We start from the raw sequence: 17,038 nt of genomic DNA, 5'->3' as shown, positions 1-17,038 counted from the left end.
ATGAAAGTACAAAATATAAAAAGATTCACCTAATAAATCCAATGACTATGTGGCATGAATTCGAATTTTATTTCACGTCATTTTGACATGAAATAAAATCCCTATATTTGAGACTGATTAGTTACGATAAGAGTTTTATTGAATAAAATCAAAAGTGTAATAGTTTTTTAAATTTACAACGTTTTCGCCAATAGACGCCGTTAATTTTTAAAGGATTCCTATTTTTAAGTTCCTAAAAAGTTATATCTTTGTTTTTCTTTCAAAATTTTTAAATAGTAATAAAAAATAATATCTAATGAAAACAATAAACGATTTCAATTTCAAGAACAAAAAAGCCATAATTCGAGTTGATTTTAACGTGCCTTTAGACGAAAATTTCAATGTGACTGATGCCACTAGAATCGAAGCGGCAAAACCAACAATCGATAAAATCATTGCCGATGGTGGAAGTGTAATTTTAATGTCGCACTTAGGAAGACCAAAAGGTGTTGAACGAAAATATTCATTGGGACATATTGTAAAAACGGCTTCAGATATATTGGGTCAAGTAGTGTACTTTTCGCCTGATTGTATCGGAAAAGAAGCTGAAAAAGCAGTAGCTAATTTGCAACCGGGACAAATTTTAATGCTAGAAAACCTTCGTTTCTACAAAGAAGAAGAAGCTGGTGATGTTGATTTTGCAAAAGAATTAGCTTCGTTTGGTGATATTTATGTCAATGACGCATTTGGAACAGCTCATAGAGCACACGCTTCAACAACTATCATTGCTCAGTTTTTTCCAGTTGAAAAATGTTTCGGATTGTTATTAGCAAGAGAAATCGAAAGTTTGAATAAAGTATTAAAAGATTCTGTAAAACCAGTAGTAGCAGTTCTTGGTGGTTCTAAAGTATCATCGAAAATTACAGTTATTGAAAATATTTTGGACAAAGTAGATCATATGATTATTGGTGGCGGAATGACTTTTACCTTTGTTAAAGCTTTAGGAGGAAAAGTTGGAAATTCTATCTGCGAAAATGACAAATTAGATTTGGCACTAGAAATTTTGAGATTAGCTAAAGAAAAAGGCGTTCAAATTCATATTCCTGTTGATGTTGTTGCAGCCGATGATTTTTCAAATACCGCTAATACTCAAATAGTAGATGTTCGCGAAATTCCTGACGGATGGGAAGGACTTGACGCTGGGCCTAAATCATTAGAAAACTTCAAAAAAGTAATTTTAGAATCTAAAACTATCCTTTGGAATGGCCCTCTAGGTGTATTCGAAATGGAAAACTTTGCCAAAGGAACTATTGCTCTTGGAGACTATATTGCAGAAGCAACAGCAAATGGTGCTTTCTCACTTGTAGGCGGTGGAGATTCAGTTGCAGCAGTGAAACAATTTGGTTTTGAGGACAAAGTGAGCTACGTTTCAACAGGTGGAGGAGCGATGTTAGAGATGCTAGAAGGTAGGATTTTACCCGGAATTGCAGCTATTTTGGACTAAAAAATGCGTTTTTAACAATATTTAAAGGAATTTATAGTTATAACATATTAAATTTGCAACAAATAATTTTTTATAATTGTTTGTTGCATAATATGTTGATTATAAAATTATGAAGATAAAATATATAGCCCCTATCCTATTTTTGTTTTTTTCCATTCAATCGTTTTCGCAGAAGCACTCCTATAACAAGGCGATCACAAAAACAGAAACCCAAAACTTCTACTTAGATTCCATCAAGAAAACTTTCGTTAATGACGATCTTGCAGCTTGTGTTGACAGCTTGTGGCTGAAAGAATTAACAACTCTAGATTTATACAACGATATTTCAAATGATATTCACACTATTAATATCGACGAAAAAGTTGACTATGAATTGTCTACCGAATTGCTGAAACAAAGATTAGCAGCAATGGATGCCAAATCCCCTTTCAATATCGAATACAACCCCGGTTTAGAAAACATCATCAAATCCTTTTTGAAAAACAGGAAAAAGCCCTTTGGACGATTGATGGCTATCTCTGAATACTACTTTCCAATGTTCGAAGAGGCTTTGGCCAAACAAAACGTGCCTTTAGAAATAAAATATTTGGCGATTGTCGAATCGGCTTTAAACCCAAAAGCGGTTTCTAGAATGGGCGCAACAGGGCTATGGCAATTTATGTATCAAACAGGAAAACAATACAATCTGAAGATTGATTCTTATGTTGATGAACGCAGCGATCCTTTAAAATCCAGTGAGGCTGCAGCCAATTATATGGCGACGATGTACGGAATTTTTGGCGACTGGGATTTGGTTTTGGCTTCCTATAATTCAGGTCCAGGGAATGTTACTAAAGCCATTCGTCGTTCTGGAGGACAGCAAAATTACTGGAATATTAGAAAACATCTTCCGCAAGAAACACAAGGATATGTACCTGCATTTTTAGCTACAATGTACATTTACGAATACCATAAAGAACACGGAATTAAGCCAGAAAAAGCCTTAGTTCAGCATTTTGCTACCGATACGATCCTTATTAAAAAGCAAATGTCGTTCAAACAAATTTCCGATTTGCTTGATGTGCCTGTAGCCGAATTACAACTTTTGAATCCGTCATACAAAATGAATGTCATTCCATTTTATGGAGACCAACATCATTTTTTGAGATTACCTAAGGATAAGGTTTCGGTTTTTGCTTCAAACGAAGATAAGATTTATGCTTATGTACAACGCGATTTGGATTTTCGTGAAAAACCATTTCAGGTTCAAAAAGCGATTGTATCGAATGACACTTTGAACTATACAACACAACGCGTTACACTTCCAAAAACTAAGTATTACACCGTGAAACGAGGTGATAACTTAAGTGAAATAGCCGACAAATACAGCGTAACGGTTTCCGACATCAAAAAATGGAATAAATTAAAAGGAAGCACGGTTACTCGAGGAAAAAGCTTGAAAATAATCACCAATGAAAGTGTAGTTCAAACTGTTAAAAAAGAGCTGAAAAACAATACCGCTGCTGTAGAAGTTAAAAATAATCAACAAATTGCTAGTACTGAATCTAAAATTAGCAAGGAAGATAAAACAAACAAAAACACAAAAATCGATACTTTATATACTCCCGTTGCCACAACTTACGTGGTTCAGAAAGGGGATAATTTAAGCAGTATTGCCAAAAAGAACAATGTTACAGTTGCAGAAATCAAAGAGTGGAATCATCTTTCAGGCTCCTCTATTCAACTAGGAATGTCTCTTCAAGTTGCAAAAATTGAAGAAGTAGCTACAACAGAAATAGCTGCTAATACTAAGATTGAAAACGTGGAATACATCGTGAAAAAAGGAGACAATCTTGGAAATATTGCCAAAAAATTCGGCAGCACTTTAGAGGATTTAAAACTTTGGAACAATTTAGCAGATAACAATATTGCATTAGGTGCTTCATTGATAGTTGCGAAAAGCCAAGTGGCAATCGACAGCGAATCGAATTCTAAAGCTTTTAGCAAAAAAGAAAGTGTAGCATCGGCTTCTAAAAGTAAAAACACCGACTATTTAGTAAAAAAAGGAGATTCATTATACAGTATTTCAAAACAATATCCAGGAGTAAGCATTTCAGATATTAAAAAATGGAACAACATCAACGGGGAAGAAATTAAACCCGGAATGAAGCTAAAAATAAAAGGTTAATACAATAATCTTATCTAACTTTGGGTTTTATCTTATAATTGAAATATTATGAATAAAACCCATTTTTTATATCTTCTATTTTCCTTTCTTCTATTTTCCTGCAATAAGAAAGAGGACCATTTACCTCGAAAAACTATTGGTAATATCAACACCATTTCTGTGGTTATCGACGATCAATTATGGAATGGTGAGATAGGTGAAAGTATCAGAAATAAATTTGCCTCAGCTGTGATTGGCCTTGAAAAAGAGGAGCCTCAATTCACCATAAACCAATATCCTGCAAAACTTTTAGAAGGCTTTATGACCGATAGTAGAACGATTATTGTCGTTAAGAAGGATACTAAAACAAAGTTCGAAATCCATAAAAATCAATACGCCTCTCCGCAAAATGTGTTTCACATTTCAGGAAAAACAAATGGTGCTATTTTAGAAATCATCGAAAAAAACGCCCCACAAATCATTCGGATTATCGAGGAAACTGAACTTGCCGAAAACCAACGAATTATCAATCAATCTTTATTGAATACAAAAAGAGTCACTAGCGCTTTTAATATCAAACTAAACGTTCCGACAGGTTATTTATATGCGCTTCAGAAACCAAATTTTATTTGGCTGAAAAAAGAAATTATCAGCGGAAACAGCAGTATTCTGATTTATCAAGTTCCCTTACACTCCATTAAAAACAGATCAAATCTTAGTGCCAACATCATCAGAAATAGAGATTCTATTGGGAAATTATATATATTTGGAACCGAACCAGACTCCCATATGGTTACGGAAGAAGGCTATTCGCCCTATCATTTTAAATTGAAGCTTGAAGACAAAGAAACCTATGAAACCAAAGGAACTTGGAAACTCAAAAATGATTTTATGTCAGGACCTTTTGTAAATTATGCTATTGTTGATCCCGATAACGATAGGGTTTTAATTTTGGAAGGATTTTGCTATTCTCCTTCAAAAGAAGAACGGGATTTAATGCACGAATTAGAGTCAATAATTAAGTCGATTAAAATTTTAAAATATACTGTTGCAAATGAGCCTAAAATGGAGAATAAAGAATTTTGAAAGCCTATCGGTCAACGAGCTTTATGATATTCTGAGACTAAGAAGTGAAATTTTTGTAGTAGAACAAAACTGTGTTTATCTGGACTTGGACGGAAAAGACAAGAAAGGTTTACATTTAATAGGCGAATTCGAAGGGGAAATTGTTGCCTATTCTAGACTTTTCGAACCTGGAATTTCTTTTGACAATGCGTCTATCGGAAGAGTGGTTGTCGACGCCCAATTTCGCGACAGAAAATGGGGTCACGAACTAATGCAAGAAGCAATTGCAGGAATTAAAAACCGTTTTGACGAAACCAAAATTACTATTGGAGCGCAATTGTACCTAAAAAAATTCTACGAAAGTCACGGATTTGTCCAAACTAGCGAAATGTATCTTGAGGATGATATTCCCCATATCGAAATGAAAAAGGAATAATTACAATTGGATGATTTTAAGCTCAACACGCCGATCTTGCTCATCTTCTAAGCCTAGCGGGAACTGGTTTCCATAGCCTTTATAAGGCATTCTATACGGGTTTATTCCCTTGGAACGAAAATACAAAAACACATTTTTAGCTCTGTTTTCTGAGAGATCGCGGTTTTGAGTTTCATTGTCAATAGCGTCTTTGTATTTGCTTGAAGTGCAACAAACGTGGCCTCTTATTTCGAATCGAACTTTCTTGTGTTTATTTAGAATAAGAACCGTTTTGTCTAATTCTTTTTTCGCATTCGATGAAAGTTCACTCGAGCCCATCTCAAATATAATGCGGTCTAAAATGATCTTATCGCCTACTTTTGGATTTTCTGGAAAAGAAGTGAAAAAAGCTTTTTGGACGAAAATCATATCAACGCGCCGGTTTTTATCTCGAAATTCTTTTATGTTTTTTTCTGAATTTTTATCTAAATCCACTTTTCCGCGACCCTCGCAAATGTAAATTTTGCTCTGAGAAACTCCTTTTGAAATCAAAAATTGCTGAACAAAATCGACTCTTTTCTTGGACAATTTATCATTATAATCAACAGTCCCTCTATCATCACAATAGCCATAAAGCTGAATCGCCTCGAATTTTGAAAAATCGACCGAGCTAATACTTTTAGTAATTGCGGCTAGTTTGTTGGAATCTAAAGTGTACTTATCAAATTCAAAAAACACCGATTGAGTCGTGTTTTCCTGAGCCGAAAGATAGCCAAAACAAATTAGAAGAAGTATTTGTAGGCGGCCATTCATTACATTTTCAAGATGCTTTTATATTCAGAGCTGTTGTTCAAAACCGTTGTTGCTTTCTTGATTTCCGAATTGTTTTTCAAGTAGTATTGGTACAATCCTTCTTGATATTGGTAGCGTTTGATGATTTCGTCAAGAATGAGGTTTTTGATTTCAGCTTTATTTTTATCCAATAAAGTTTCTTCACTTTTTTGAAGTGCGGTGAGTAATTGTTGGTATTCCGCTGTAATGCTTTCCTCAATTTTTTCTTTTTTGGCTGTAGCCAAAGTGTTTTTTAAAGCCAATTCCGTTTCGGTATCGAAAGTATATTTTTCGGTTTTTAGAAATTGTTTGAAATTTTGAAAATCAGCATCTGAGAATGTTGGAATTTTATCCCCAAGATTGGGGTTTTTGTAGTAATAAGAAGTGATATAATTGAAAATCCCATCGTTTTTAAGCAACGCATTGGCTATAGAACTTGTACTAGCTTCCTCCAATTCGATGTCTGGCTGAATTCCACCGCCATCATAAACCGTTCTCCCTTTTCTGGTTTTGAAGGCTGTATAGTTCTTGGCTTCGGTTTTTGTAGCTACTCCATTTTTGTCTTTTTGCGCATAATTTAGGGCTTGAATACATCTGCCGGAAGGCGTGTAATAGCGCGAAATCGTCACTTTTAGTTGGGTTCCGTAGGTTAAATCTACTGGTCGTTGCACCAAACCTTTTCCAAAACTTCGACTGCCAATAATTACGGCACGATCCAAATCTTGCAAAGCTCCAGAAACGATTTCAGACGCTGAAGCGCTTCGTCCGTTGACCAAAATTGCCAAAGGGATTTCGGTATCTACTGGTTCTTTCGTCGTTTTATAGGTATTGTTGTGTTTCTCAATTTTCGACTTTGTAGTAACAATGATTTCATTTTTAGGAACGAATAAATTGCAAATATTGACCGCTTCGTTCAAAAGTCCGCCGGGGTTTCCTCTTAAATCGAGGACAATTCGTTCAGCCCCCTCTTTTTTTAATTGTTCCAAAGCTTGTTTGGTTTCATAAGAAGCTTTCTGATTGAACCGCGCCAAGACTATATAACCCGTTTTGTCGTCAATTTTCCCAAAAAATGGCACCGACTTAACTTCTACCTCATCCAAAACGATTTGGGCGGTATTGGCCTTCCCCTGGCGTAAATATTTGACTTCGATTTTGGTGTTTTTGGCCCCTCTAAAAAGTTGTGAAGCATCATCCTTGAAATCTGCCAAAAGAATATCCCCTATCTGTATTACCTCATCACCTGCTTTGAGGCCCGCTTTGTCGGCAGGAAAATTTTTATAAGGCTCTTTGATGATTAACTTATCGTTTTTTCGAGTAATCACTGAGCCAATTCCGGTATACTCGCCTGTATTGTTTATTTTGAACTTCACGACATCTTGTTCGTTGAAATAAACGGTGTAAGGATCAAGGCTTGCCAACATTCCTTTGATGGCTTTGTCCATCAAATCGCCGGGATTTGTTTCGTCGACATAGTTTTTATTCAATTCTTTGAATAGGGTGGTAAAGATTTCAACCTGTTTGGCAATTTCAAAAAAATCGTCTTTGAAACTAACGCCAACAAACAAAAAAGCCGAAGCTATTGCGGGAAGAATGTACTTTTTTTGGAAGGGAGAAGTCATAGTAAGTTCTAGCTAAATTTTAGACCACTAAAATAGGAATTAATAGTCAATAACAACATTCGCTAAAAAACAAAGTTTTTATTCCTCGTTCTTCAGCTGAGAAATAAACTTTTCAAACAATTGAATGGTCTTGCTATTGATTTCCTCGTATGTCAATCGCTCTTTGGTTTGGTAAAAAAACATAAAAGCATATTTTTTGTCCAAATTATCAACCAAGATGTGCTTGTTCAATCGATAGGTTTCTCGAAGTACGCGCTTGAAATAGTTGCGATCTACAGCGTGTTTAAAGTATTTTTTGGAAACCGAAACGCCCATTTTCAGTTTTTGGTCTGTATCATTTGGAATGCCATAATCACTTTCCACAAAAACCAGTCGCAACGGATATTTAGACACGGACTTGCCTTTGGAAAAAAGTAAATCGATCGTGATTTTACTTTTTAGCTTTTCGGATTGAGGGTAAGTGAATTTCATTAATTTTGGAAAGTAACAAAGATTAAAAAAAAGACTTATAATCTTCGAGAGTTAGTCTAAAATAAGTCACTATGCGTCCCGGTGTTGATAAACAAAAGGGTGAGTTCATTGTCGTTTTGTAGCCATATTAAAAGCCAGTCACCTTTGACATGACATTCCCAACAATTATCATAATTTCCAGATAACTTGTGTGGTTTGTATTTTTGGGGAAGTGTTCCTGTTTTTTCTAAAATAGAAACCACTTCTTCTAATTTAGAAAGATCGTAACCTCTTTTTTTACAAAGCTTTATTTCTTTGTCAAATTGTCTAGTGGTTTTTACAATGTACATTAATCTTCAAGATTTTTGAAATAGTCAGCTGCACTTTTGTGAGTAGTTACACGCCCTTTTTTCACATCTTCTAAAGATAAATCTATTGCGGTTTTATTGATAGTTTTAAAAACGCCTAACGAAAGTATATAAGCAACTGTCTTTTTTGCGATAACGTTACGAGCGTCATAAGATAATGTTATTGTTGCCATAGGAGTAATTTTAATAATACAAAGATATAAAATATTTCAAAATTCAATAGATTGAGAATTTTCATTTTTATGAAAAGGGAGCTTTTTTTTAAAAGCAAAGGTACAATTAAACCCTAAACCGCATAATTGTTCGCGATTAAAATTGAACGCAAATAAAATTTGTTACTTTTGTGTGTAATTTTTAAGAGAATGAATAAAATTTTATTATACCCAATAACACTAGTCTATTACCTTTCTTATTTAGTGGTTTTGTGTACGATTCATCCCATGCAGTGGGTTGCTTTTAAAGTTTTTGGAGAGCGAGGATTGCAAATAGCTTTTGATTACACAGCCTATTTTACAATGAAATGCACCCATATTTTAGGCACAACCTATTCTTTCGAAAACAGAGAATTAGTACCGAAAAATGTTCCAATAATATTTGCTGCTAATCATCAAAGTTTATTGGATACGGCTGGAATTATTTGGTATTTAAAACAGTTTAATGTAGCTTTTGTGACCAAAAAAGAATTGGGAAAAGGCATTCCAGCGATTTCCTATAATTTACGTCATAACAACTATGTGCTTATTGACCGAAACAATCCAAAGCAGGCCATTCCGAAGATAAAATCTCTTGCTGAATACATCGAAAAAGAAAAACGTTCGGCGGTTATTTTTCCAGAAGGAACCAGAAGCAAGACGGGAGAACCTTTAGAATTTGCCGAAAGCGGAATGAAAATATTGTGCAAATACGCACCTTCGGCCTATATTGTCCCCATTACCATCAATAATTCGTGGAAAGTATATCAATACGGCTATTTCCCTTTGAGTGTAGGACATCATCTTAAGTTTACCGTTCACAAACCCTTAAAAGTAAGCGATTATACTTTCGAAGAGATAATGCAAAAGACAGAAAAAACTATTATTGAATCCATTAAAGTGTAGTTTCTGGATTGTGCATTTTTCAAATAAAACCAACTGTGTTTTTTGAAAAAAGCACATTAAATATAATTATTCCTATTTTAGCCAATATTTTTAACAAATGCAAAAAATTATATCTTACCCAATATCCTTTATTGCCATTCTATTGTTCTTATTGACATTAGTGATTTTTCACCCCATTCAGTGGATTTGTTTCAACGTTTTTGAATACCAAGCTCATAAAAAAAGTGTCGATTACCTGAATTTGTTCTTAGTTAGAATAGGTCACGTTACACTGAATACCTTTAAAATAGAAGGAAGAGCAACTATTCCAACAGGCGTTCCCATCATTTTTGTAGCCAATCATCAAGGTATGTATGATATCATTGGGATGATTTGGTTCCTGCGAAAATTTCATCCGAAATTTGTCAGCAAAACCGAATTAGGCAAAGGAATTCCGAGTGTTTCTTATAATTTAAGACACGGAGGTTCAGTACTTATAGACAGAAAAGACCCTAAACAAGCTATTCCGGTTATTAAAGGATTGTCTGAATACATCGAAAAAAACAAACGTTCAGCGGTAATTTTCCCCGAGGGAACTCGCAGTAAAACTGGAAAACCGAAAGAATTTGCTCAAAGTGGACTAAAAATATTGTGTAAATATGCACCTTCAGCCTATGTTGTACCAATTACAATAAATAACTCTTGGAAGTTCTTCAGATATGGTGCTTTCCCTTATGGATTGGGGAATCATATCACCTTTACTATCCACAAACCATTAGCAGTAAATAATTATTCTTTCGAAGAAATTTCAGAAAAAACAGAAAATGCTATTGTTCAGGGTATAAAACTTTAAAAATATACTAACTTTGCCCATTCTTGGGTAATTCCAAGTCAAAAACATCACTAAACCAAAAACAACGATGTCTATAAAAAACATACGACTAGAAGTTATGCAACTTCTAGAGAAGAACGTCAGCGCCTATGTTGACCAATACTTAATCCCAGTAGAAAAAATTTGGCAACCATCAGACTTTTTGCCTAATTCAGAAAGCGATAATTTTCTTGAAGAAGTAAAGGAACTAAGAGAAATTTCAAAAGACTTACCCTATGACTTTTGGGTTGCGATGGTAGGCGATATGATCACCGAAGAAGCTTTGCCAACCTACGAAAACTGGCTGATGGAAGTAGAAGGAGTAGACAATCTGGAAAGAAACGGTTGGGCCAAGTGGGTTCGACAATGGACAGGAGAGGAAAACCGTCACGGAGATTTATTGAACAAATACCTTTATCTTTCAGGTCGTGTAAATATGCGCGAAATCGAAATGACTACACAACACCTCATCAATGACGGTTTCGATATTGGAACCGGAAGAGATCCTTATAAAAACTTTGTTTATACTAGTTTTCAAGAATTAGCCACTTATGTTTCGCACAATCGAGTATCGCAATTGGCGAAAAGTTATGGCGATGCCAAATTAGCTAAAATGTGCAAAATGGTAGCTGGCGACGAAATGCGTCATCACTTAGCCTACAGCGAATTTGTGAATCAAATTTTCAAAATTGATCCAAGCGAAATGATGCTTGCGTTTCAGTATATGATGAAAGCTAAAATTGTAATGCCTGCGCATTTCTTGAGAGAATCAGGTCAAAAAATAAGTTCGGCTTTCGAGCATTTTTCAGATTCTGCACAGCGTATCGGAGTTTACACTGCCAATGATTATGTAGACATTATGCAAAAATTAATCACCAAGTGGGAAATTGATAAAATTGGAAGTTTGACTGACGAAGCCGAAAAAGCACGTGACTACTTGATGAAACTTCCTGCTAGAATGGCTAGAATTTCAGAAAGATTGGTCATTCCACAAGAGTCATTTCAATTCAAATGGGTAGAACCGGCTAGACTTTAGATTGTAGATTTCAGATTTCAATGACTGGAACGGAAGGTTATTTTGAAATTGATGATTTTTTGATCTTTTGCCATTGAAATTGCCATTGAAATTGATTAAAATATTGAATTGCTAATTTTTGAATCTAAACCTTTAAAAATTAGCTTTTTTTGTAAAAACCAGTACTTATGAATCATTCCGATATTGTCAATAAAACTATTATTTTTGTAAAGTCAAAGCTTGAAAATGCCGAAGGCGGACACGATTGGTTTCACATAGAAAGAGTGTATAAAAACGCATTATCAATCGCTGATGGTGAAGTTTGTGATACAACTGTTGTAAAATTGGGAGCCTTACTTCACGATATTGCAGACAGTAAATTTAATAATGGCGATGAAACTATTGGACCTAAAATCGCTCGTGAATTTCTTGAAAGCGAAAATGTAGATTCAAGTATCATCCAGCACGTGATCAATATTATAGAAAACATCTCTTTTAAGGGCGGAAATACCGAAAAGCTATTCTCTTCTATTGAATTGGATATCGTTCAAGATGCAGACCGTTTAGACGCCATTGGCGCTATCGGAATTGCTAGAGCGTTCAATTATGGGGGTTTTAAAAATAGAGCTATGCACGACCCCAATATTGCTCCTAAACTTCATATGAGCAAAGAAGAATATAAAGCCAGTCAAGCCCCAACTCTGAATCATTTTTACGAAAAGCTATTGCTCTTGAAGGACAAAATGAACACCAAAACAGGGAAACAAATTGCCCAAGAAAGACACCGTTATATGGAAGGTTTCCTTTCTCAGTTTTATGCTGAATGGGACGGAGAAAAATAGTTGGCAGCCTGCCTGTCGGCAGACAGGTGGTCAGTTTTTAGTGGTCAGGATAATCATTTAGATTCCTTGATTGTAAGAGATCGTTATTAAAAACACATTGATAATTGACTTGAAACAACACTTTCTCTCAATTACATTTCTATCCAAACTATAGTGCCTTATGCAAACAAGCGACTTATTCAATTTAGATTTTTCTTATCTGTCATTACCTGATACTTTTCACAGTTTAGTGATGCCATCTGCACTAGATAAGCCCGAACTGCTACTGTTTAATAGGCAATTAGCCGATGAATTGACGCTTAACTTGCCCGATGCAGAGGATGCTAAATCTATTTTGAGTCAACTGGGCGATTTTTCTAAGTCGTATGCACAAGCCTATGCTGGCCATCAGTTTGGACATTTTGCCAATCTCGGCGACGGAAGAGCCATAATGATCGGCGAACATATTACTAAAGACCAAAACCGTTTCGACATTCAAATAAAAGGAAGTGGTCGAACAGATTATTCAAGAAGAGGCGACGGCAGAGCCACTTTAAAAGCAATGCTACGTGAATATCTGATCAGCGAAGCGATGCATCATCTCAAGATTTCAAGTTCGAGAAGTCTCGCTGTTATAAACACAAATGAAACTGTGTATCGAGAAACGGTACATCAAGGCGCTGCGCTACTTCGAGTAATGAAAAGTCATATTCGAGTAGGAACTTTCGAATACGCCTCGCATTTGGGCTCCTTAGAGGATTTAAAAGCATTGACAATCTATACCATAAAACGATTATATCCCGAGATAGAACTCGATAACAAGGCAGCCATTCATTTACTCAAAAGAGTAATGATCGCCCAAATCGAATTAGTGGTTAATTGGATGCGCGTTGGTTTCATTCACGGTGTGATGAACACGGATAATTCAGCGATAAGCGGTGAAACTTTCGATTACGGTCCGTGTGCATTTATGAATGCGTACAATCCTAGTACGGTTTTCAGTTCAATTGATCAAAATCGCAGATATGCCTATGGGAATCAGCCAAAAATCATTAAATGGAATCTGGCCTGTTTTGCCGAAGCTTTGCTGCCAATTATAGACGAAAACAAACAAAAATCTATCGAACTAGCGCAAGAGGTTATCGACGATTTTGATGTTATTTGGAATCATAAGTATTACGAAATGATGCTTGGTAAAGTGGGAATCAAAAGCAATAATAGTGACCATTGGGAATTGATAGACGAATTATTGCGTTTGATGCAAAATCACAAAATGGATTACACCAATACTTTTTTAGCTTTATCAAAAGAAGTTGGTTCAGAAACTAAGGCTCTACAAAGCGACTTTTTTAGCCCTTGGATGGAAAAAAGGAAGCGTATTTTAGACTCTCTAAATAGCAATGAAGACGCCAGGCAATTAATGAAAGCAAATAATCCCGTATTCATCCCACGAAATCATCTAGTTGAAGAAGCTTTAGACCAAGCTATAAAAGGCGATATGAGTACCTATCTTGAATTAATTGATGTTTTGTCAAGACCTTATAATTACCAAGATAATCGCGAATTATTTTTGAAACCCTCAGCCACAACATTTGAAGAGAACTATCAAACTTTTTGCGGGACATAAAATCGATTGTTAGGAAATCAACGGATCAGGAAAGTTGAGCAAATTTATTCTGCACTAAAAGCTATAGGAACGTTTTTACACTTCAGATGTTCTATATTATTTCGGTTTTATCCAGGACTGGCCGGGAGTAATAGTTTGCAGTGTTCTGTTGTTTATCCTTGCCAGACGGAGAAATTTTTTACAATTCCATTTTGAAAATCTATTATTAAAGACCCTGTATTGATTCCAGTGTGGCTATATCCTAAATAGTACCTATAAGTCCTTTCATTGCTGAAATTCTCGTCAGGCTTCCCAAGCAAGACTATGATTTCATTTCTTGACATTCCTATGAGCTCGTAGTTATTCCGCAAACTATTCATCATATCCCAACGCAAAGATTGGTTGTATTCACTATTTAAGTCAGCCGTTTTCCATTTTTCAGACTCAAATTTTTCTCCTGATATTTTTCCACGTAATACAAATCCGAAAAAAATTAGGCTAACAAAAATTATAAATAATACTGAAAGTTTCTTCATCTTATAGCTTTATTAGGTTTACCTCAAATGAGTGCTGATCACTACAATCAAATTCCTTTCTCTTTCATTTCCAAAATCACATCTGAGGCGTTTTTGAAGGTAGGCGCTTGCTCCACAATACTTCCCACTCTTTTTTTGTTGAGTTTAAAGCTAATGTCATTTTCGGTGGTGAATAATAGTGCTGTCAAAAATGGATTGTTCATATAGGGAGCCAAAACAAAAAAAGTTTCTTCTAAAGAGTGAAAACTTTCCACTTCTTCGGTTTTGTAACGCGCTGTAATCGACATACTAAGGACGTCATTATTCAAAACTGGACGTACATAGATGTTCTTCAAATCAGTGTCGCCAATGGTTTTGGCCAAAGTCAATTTGGCATAAGTATGGTTCTCGATACTTTCTTTTACTTTTTCCCAAAATTGGGCAAATACAGGTTGGAAGGACATAAGTTGATTTTTCTGAATGAGATTACAAAAGTATAATGATTTGATACTACAACATCAAAAAAGTATAATAATTTGATATTTGGGTAATTTACAAACTAACTTTTAAAAGCTGTTTTTTGGTTCCTTTTCTTCCTAAAAAGAAAACAGAATTTCCAGATTTAATGCCGTTTGACACCATAAATGGGACTTCATTTTCCTCGTCATCGAGAATTTCTTGATAGTCGAAATCGCCATTTTGATTAATTCGGATGACATTTAGGTTATATTTATTTTTCCTCGTGTTTCTAAATTCAATTCGATTATTCTCTAAATCTTTAATTTTTTCACTAGCATTTATGAAGAAATAAACCTTATTATTTATCAATGTCGATGTATAAGAAACATAAGGATCTATCTCGCCTCCTGTTTGACGTTTATTGATGTTTCTAGACCAAAGTAAATTGCCTTCTTCATTAATTTTAACACTCACCACATCATCATAATTATAAAAGGTTTCTCCGCCAGAATAGCCGCTATATGGGTTGTAAAAGCCTGCTGTTTGTGTTACATAGGATTCTTCGGCGTTGAAAATCAATTCATTATTGTCGGTAGTTAGAAGGTTCTTGAAAGTCAAATATTTTAATTCTTTATTGTTGATTTTACCATATTTATCAAGAATAAATTGCTCTGAAAAAGGGTTAAATTTTGACTTATTTACGGCAAGACTCGAAGGATTCAATTCAAAATAACTAACACCTTTGTATCTTTTATCGTATTCATCAGAATAAAATCCAATGCAAATTAGCTTTTCGTCCTTGATAATAGTCTTTAATGATCCGATGTAATGCTCTTTCGTGTCAAAAATCTGGGATTCTACTTTATCTTGAGTGAATTTTGTCATTTCAAATTGGTATTTACCACCTGTTTCTTTGTCGTTCATTTCTTTTGAATATGATTTGCTTAGAAGATAAAGCGCATTCCCGTCTTCAGATATATCAATGTTTTGTAAAAAACACTTTCTATCGTTTGTGTCTTTATTAAAATCTTTATCAATTATTTTATTTAACAGTTTGTCAAATAAGTACATTTTAAGTTTAGGTTCGTCACCCTTTCTGCTAAAGTTTAGCGCAATCGCAAAAGTGCTTTTTTCTTTGTTTACAATCAAAGCTATTTTTGAATTACCGTCCGTTGAAGAATTTTTTTCTGAATTTCCACTAAATGAAAAATCAAATGAAAAAAAAGGGCTCTCTTCGGGAGGGCCAAATGATCCATTTATCAAGGATTTCAAATTTGAATTTTGGTAATAGTTTTGGATTAATGAGATACTGCCTAATATTTTTATTTCTTCTCGAGTAAAACGGAATAATTCTTTTTTCTCCAAAACAAAGTCTTCAACGCTAATGGAATTTGCAATACAGATGTACGATTTTTCATTAATATCAAAAAACATTTCGATTATTTGAATCTTGTTTTCTAATTTAAAAACACTTAAAACAATTGGTGTCTTTTGTGAAATAGGATGCTTCATTTGAAAATCATACTGATTAATAAGTTTCAAATTTTCATCATAATGTTCAAAATAATAGCCCGCAGTTGGAGAAATTATGTTACTTTTATATGAACGAACTAAAAAAACCCGCCGTTTCCATCTTCTTCCGATAATACAATTTGGGATATTTTGAACTCATCCTTAAATACTTCACTTTTTTGAATTTTAAACGGAATTTCTTGAGCAAAACTTGAAATTGATAGTAATGTAATTAACGACAAACAAATAATTTTCTTCATAATATTTTTTAGACTGTCAACTGCGACTGAATACTGACCACTTTTTTTATTTCCCAGTAAACTCCGCTTTTCTTTTCTCTAAAAACGCCGTTGTACCTTCTTTGAAATCCTCCGTACCAAAACAATCACCAAAATTTTTGATTTCGACATCAAATCCATTGACACCCGAAATATAGTTGGCATTTACAGCTTCGATGGCTTTGCCAATGGCAACAGGAGAATTTTTCATAATTCTCGTAGCGACAGTCATATAAGCCGAAAATAAATCTTCTTGAGGAACCACATGATTCACTAATCCGTAAATTTTCGCTGTGTCGGCATCAATCATTCCGGCGGTCATAATCATTTCCATAGCTCGACCTTTGCCAATGAGTTGTGGCAAACGCTGCGTTCCTCCATAACCTGGAATCACGCCCAGCGAAGTTTCAGGCAAACCCATTTTGGCATTATCCGAAGCAATTCTAAAATGACAAGCCATCGCGAGTTCCAATCCGCCACCAAGCGCGAAACCATTAATAGCAGCGAT

The 17,038-nt window shown here is 34.9% G+C and carries 19 protein-coding genes; 9 read left to right on the top strand and 10 right to left on the bottom strand.

All coding sequences use genetic code 11. The features are described from left to right. Positions 1 to 295 precede the first annotated feature (295 nt). The 4 genes from ACIQ1E_RS10670 to ACIQ1E_RS10655 all read left to right on the top strand — a co-directional run bounded on the left by ACIQ1E_RS10670 (position 296) and on the right by ACIQ1E_RS10655 (position 5,130). Entirely contained in the window at positions 296 to 1,483 is a 1,188-nt protein-coding gene (locus ACIQ1E_RS10670; RefSeq protein WP_396171291.1) for a phosphoglycerate kinase, read from the top strand. Positions 1,484 to 1,592: 109 nt separating this feature from the next. Next, entirely contained in the window at positions 1,593 to 3,650 is a 2,058-nt protein-coding gene (locus ACIQ1E_RS10665; protein ID WP_396171290.1) for a LysM peptidoglycan-binding domain-containing protein, read from the top strand. A 48-nt stretch (positions 3,651 to 3,698) separates the two neighbouring features. Continuing rightward, complete coding sequence (locus ACIQ1E_RS10660; RefSeq protein WP_396171289.1) at positions 3,699 to 4,715, top strand: DUF4837 family protein; 1,017 nt, start codon at positions 3,699 to 3,701, stop codon at positions 4,713 to 4,715. Further along, positions 4,684 to 5,130 carry a GNAT family N-acetyltransferase gene (locus tag ACIQ1E_RS10655; RefSeq protein WP_396171288.1) on the top strand — a complete coding sequence of 149 codons (447 nt, stop codon included), beginning with the start codon at positions 4,684 to 4,686 and terminating at the stop codon, positions 5,128 to 5,130. Before ACIQ1E_RS10660 ends, ACIQ1E_RS10655 begins: the two co-directional genes overlap by 32 nt. On the opposite strand, the gene ACIQ1E_RS10650 is transcribed toward ACIQ1E_RS10655, so the two are convergent. From ACIQ1E_RS10650 to ACIQ1E_RS10630, 5 genes are all read right to left on the bottom strand, one after another. Further along, complete coding sequence (locus ACIQ1E_RS10650) at positions 5,131 to 5,922, bottom strand: OmpA family protein (RefSeq protein ID WP_396171287.1); 792 nt, start codon at positions 5,920 to 5,922, stop codon at positions 5,131 to 5,133. Then, on the bottom strand, positions 5,922 to 7,559 hold the full coding sequence (locus ACIQ1E_RS10645; protein ID WP_396171286.1) for a S41 family peptidase: 1,638 nt from the start codon (positions 7,557 to 7,559) through the stop codon (positions 5,922 to 5,924). Before ACIQ1E_RS10645 ends, ACIQ1E_RS10650 begins: the two co-directional genes overlap by 1 nt. Positions 7,560 to 7,637: 78 nt before the next feature. Beyond that, on the bottom strand, positions 7,638 to 8,030 hold the full coding sequence (gene rnpA, locus ACIQ1E_RS10640) for a ribonuclease P protein component (protein WP_396171285.1): 393 nt from the start codon (positions 8,028 to 8,030) through the stop codon (positions 7,638 to 7,640). Positions 8,031 to 8,086: 56 nt separating this feature from the next. Continuing rightward, positions 8,087 to 8,359: a type II toxin-antitoxin system YafQ family toxin gene (locus ACIQ1E_RS10635; protein WP_396171284.1), complete on the bottom strand. Its 273-nt coding sequence runs from the start codon at positions 8,357 to 8,359 to the stop codon at positions 8,087 to 8,089. Further along, positions 8,359 to 8,550, bottom strand: coding sequence for a hypothetical protein (locus ACIQ1E_RS10630; protein ID WP_396171283.1), 192 nt, complete (start codon positions 8,548 to 8,550; stop codon positions 8,359 to 8,361). Before ACIQ1E_RS10630 ends, ACIQ1E_RS10635 begins: the two co-directional genes overlap by 1 nt. A gap of 189 nt (positions 8,551 to 8,739) precedes the next feature. Here ACIQ1E_RS10630 and ACIQ1E_RS10625 point away from each other — a divergent pair, with 189 nt between their 5' ends. From ACIQ1E_RS10625 to ACIQ1E_RS10605, 5 genes are all read left to right on the top strand, one after another. Next, positions 8,740 to 9,474, top strand: coding sequence for a lysophospholipid acyltransferase family protein (locus ACIQ1E_RS10625; RefSeq protein ID WP_396171282.1), 735 nt, complete (start codon positions 8,740 to 8,742; stop codon positions 9,472 to 9,474). Between the two features lie 97 nt (positions 9,475 to 9,571). After that, positions 9,572 to 10,306 carry a lysophospholipid acyltransferase family protein gene (locus ACIQ1E_RS10620; RefSeq protein WP_396171281.1) on the top strand — a complete coding sequence of 245 codons (735 nt, stop codon included), beginning with the start codon at positions 9,572 to 9,574 and terminating at the stop codon, positions 10,304 to 10,306. Between the two features lie 67 nt (positions 10,307 to 10,373). Then, a complete protein-coding gene (locus ACIQ1E_RS10615) occupies positions 10,374 to 11,360 on the top strand; it encodes an acyl-ACP desaturase (RefSeq protein ID WP_396171280.1) in 987 nt (328 codons plus the stop codon). A 167-nt stretch (positions 11,361 to 11,527) separates the two neighbouring features. Continuing rightward, a complete protein-coding gene (locus ACIQ1E_RS10610; protein WP_396171279.1) occupies positions 11,528 to 12,181 on the top strand; it encodes an HD domain-containing protein in 654 nt (217 codons plus the stop codon). Between the two features lie 160 nt (positions 12,182 to 12,341). Next, positions 12,342 to 13,787, top strand: a complete 1,446-nt coding sequence (locus ACIQ1E_RS10605; protein WP_396171278.1) for a YdiU family protein — start codon at positions 12,342 to 12,344, stop codon at positions 13,785 to 13,787. 152 nt (positions 13,788 to 13,939) lie between these two features. On the opposite strand, the gene ACIQ1E_RS10600 is transcribed toward ACIQ1E_RS10605, so the two are convergent. From ACIQ1E_RS10600 to ACIQ1E_RS10580, 5 genes are all read right to left on the bottom strand, one after another. Continuing rightward, positions 13,940 to 14,302: a hypothetical protein gene (locus ACIQ1E_RS10600; protein ID WP_396171277.1), complete on the bottom strand. Its 363-nt coding sequence runs from the start codon at positions 14,300 to 14,302 to the stop codon at positions 13,940 to 13,942. Between the two features lie 47 nt (positions 14,303 to 14,349). Continuing rightward, on the bottom strand, positions 14,350 to 14,745 hold the full coding sequence (locus tag ACIQ1E_RS10595; RefSeq protein WP_396171276.1) for a hypothetical protein: 396 nt from the start codon (positions 14,743 to 14,745) through the stop codon (positions 14,350 to 14,352). Positions 14,746 to 14,833: 88 nt separating this feature from the next. Continuing rightward, positions 14,834 to 16,282 carry a hypothetical protein gene (locus tag ACIQ1E_RS10590; RefSeq protein WP_396171275.1) on the bottom strand — a complete coding sequence of 483 codons (1,449 nt, stop codon included), beginning with the start codon at positions 16,280 to 16,282 and terminating at the stop codon, positions 14,834 to 14,836. Between the two features lie 68 nt (positions 16,283 to 16,350). After that, positions 16,351 to 16,512: a hypothetical protein gene (locus ACIQ1E_RS10585; protein WP_396171274.1), complete on the bottom strand. Its 162-nt coding sequence runs from the start codon at positions 16,510 to 16,512 to the stop codon at positions 16,351 to 16,353. A 46-nt stretch (positions 16,513 to 16,558) separates the two neighbouring features. Beyond that, positions 16,559 to 17,038 (bottom strand): enoyl-CoA hydratase-related protein (locus ACIQ1E_RS10580; protein WP_396171273.1); only part of this gene is annotated, 480 nt, incomplete at its 5' end.

It is taken from the genome of Flavobacterium sp., from assembly GCF_044348915.1.
Classification (GTDB): domain Bacteria; phylum Bacteroidota; class Bacteroidia; order Flavobacteriales; family Flavobacteriaceae; genus Flavobacterium.
The sequence above is the reverse complement of the archived record's forward strand: the minus strand, read 5'-3'. Positions and strand labels throughout refer to the sequence as shown.

Excerpts from the sequence above, each read along its gene's own strand:
- ACIQ1E_RS10650 (WP_396171287.1), bottom strand. The coding sequence starts at position 5,922 with ATGAATGGCCGCCTACAAATACTTCTTCTAATTTGTTTTGGCTATCTT.
- ACIQ1E_RS10625 (WP_396171282.1), top strand. The coding sequence starts at position 8,740 with ATGAATAAAATTTTATTATACCCAATAACACTAGTCTATTACCTTTCT.
- ACIQ1E_RS10620 (WP_396171281.1), top strand. The coding sequence starts at position 9,572 with ATGCAAAAAATTATATCTTACCCAATATCCTTTATTGCCATTCTATTG.
- ACIQ1E_RS10645 (WP_396171286.1), bottom strand. The coding sequence starts at position 7,559 with ATGACTTCTCCCTTCCAAAAAAAGTACATTCTTCCCGCAATAGCTTCG.
- ACIQ1E_RS10585 (WP_396171274.1), bottom strand. The coding sequence starts at position 16,512 with ATGAAGAAAATTATTTGTTTGTCGTTAATTACATTACTATCAATTTCA.
- ACIQ1E_RS10600 (WP_396171277.1), bottom strand. The coding sequence starts at position 14,302 with ATGAAGAAACTTTCAGTATTATTTATAATTTTTGTTAGCCTAATTTTT.
- ACIQ1E_RS10605 (WP_396171278.1), top strand. The coding sequence starts at position 12,342 with ATGCAAACAAGCGACTTATTCAATTTAGATTTTTCTTATCTGTCATTA.
- ACIQ1E_RS10655 (WP_396171288.1), top strand. The coding sequence starts at position 4,684 with ATGAGCCTAAAATGGAGAATAAAGAATTTTGAAAGCCTATCGGTCAAC.
- rnpA (WP_396171285.1), bottom strand. The coding sequence starts at position 8,030 with ATGAAATTCACTTACCCTCAATCCGAAAAGCTAAAAAGTAAAATCACG.
- ACIQ1E_RS10635 (WP_396171284.1), bottom strand. The coding sequence starts at position 8,359 with ATGTACATTGTAAAAACCACTAGACAATTTGACAAAGAAATAAAGCTT.
- ACIQ1E_RS10630 (WP_396171283.1), bottom strand. The coding sequence starts at position 8,550 with ATGGCAACAATAACATTATCTTATGACGCTCGTAACGTTATCGCAAAA.
- ACIQ1E_RS10670 (WP_396171291.1), top strand. The coding sequence starts at position 296 with ATGAAAACAATAAACGATTTCAATTTCAAGAACAAAAAAGCCATAATT.
- ACIQ1E_RS10660 (WP_396171289.1), top strand. The coding sequence starts at position 3,699 with ATGAATAAAACCCATTTTTTATATCTTCTATTTTCCTTTCTTCTATTT.
- ACIQ1E_RS10595 (WP_396171276.1), bottom strand. The coding sequence starts at position 14,745 with ATGTCCTTCCAACCTGTATTTGCCCAATTTTGGGAAAAAGTAAAAGAA.
- ACIQ1E_RS10615 (WP_396171280.1), top strand. The coding sequence starts at position 10,374 with ATGTCTATAAAAAACATACGACTAGAAGTTATGCAACTTCTAGAGAAG.
- ACIQ1E_RS10665 (WP_396171290.1), top strand. The coding sequence starts at position 1,593 with ATGAAGATAAAATATATAGCCCCTATCCTATTTTTGTTTTTTTCCATT.
- ACIQ1E_RS10610 (WP_396171279.1), top strand. The coding sequence starts at position 11,528 with ATGAATCATTCCGATATTGTCAATAAAACTATTATTTTTGTAAAGTCA.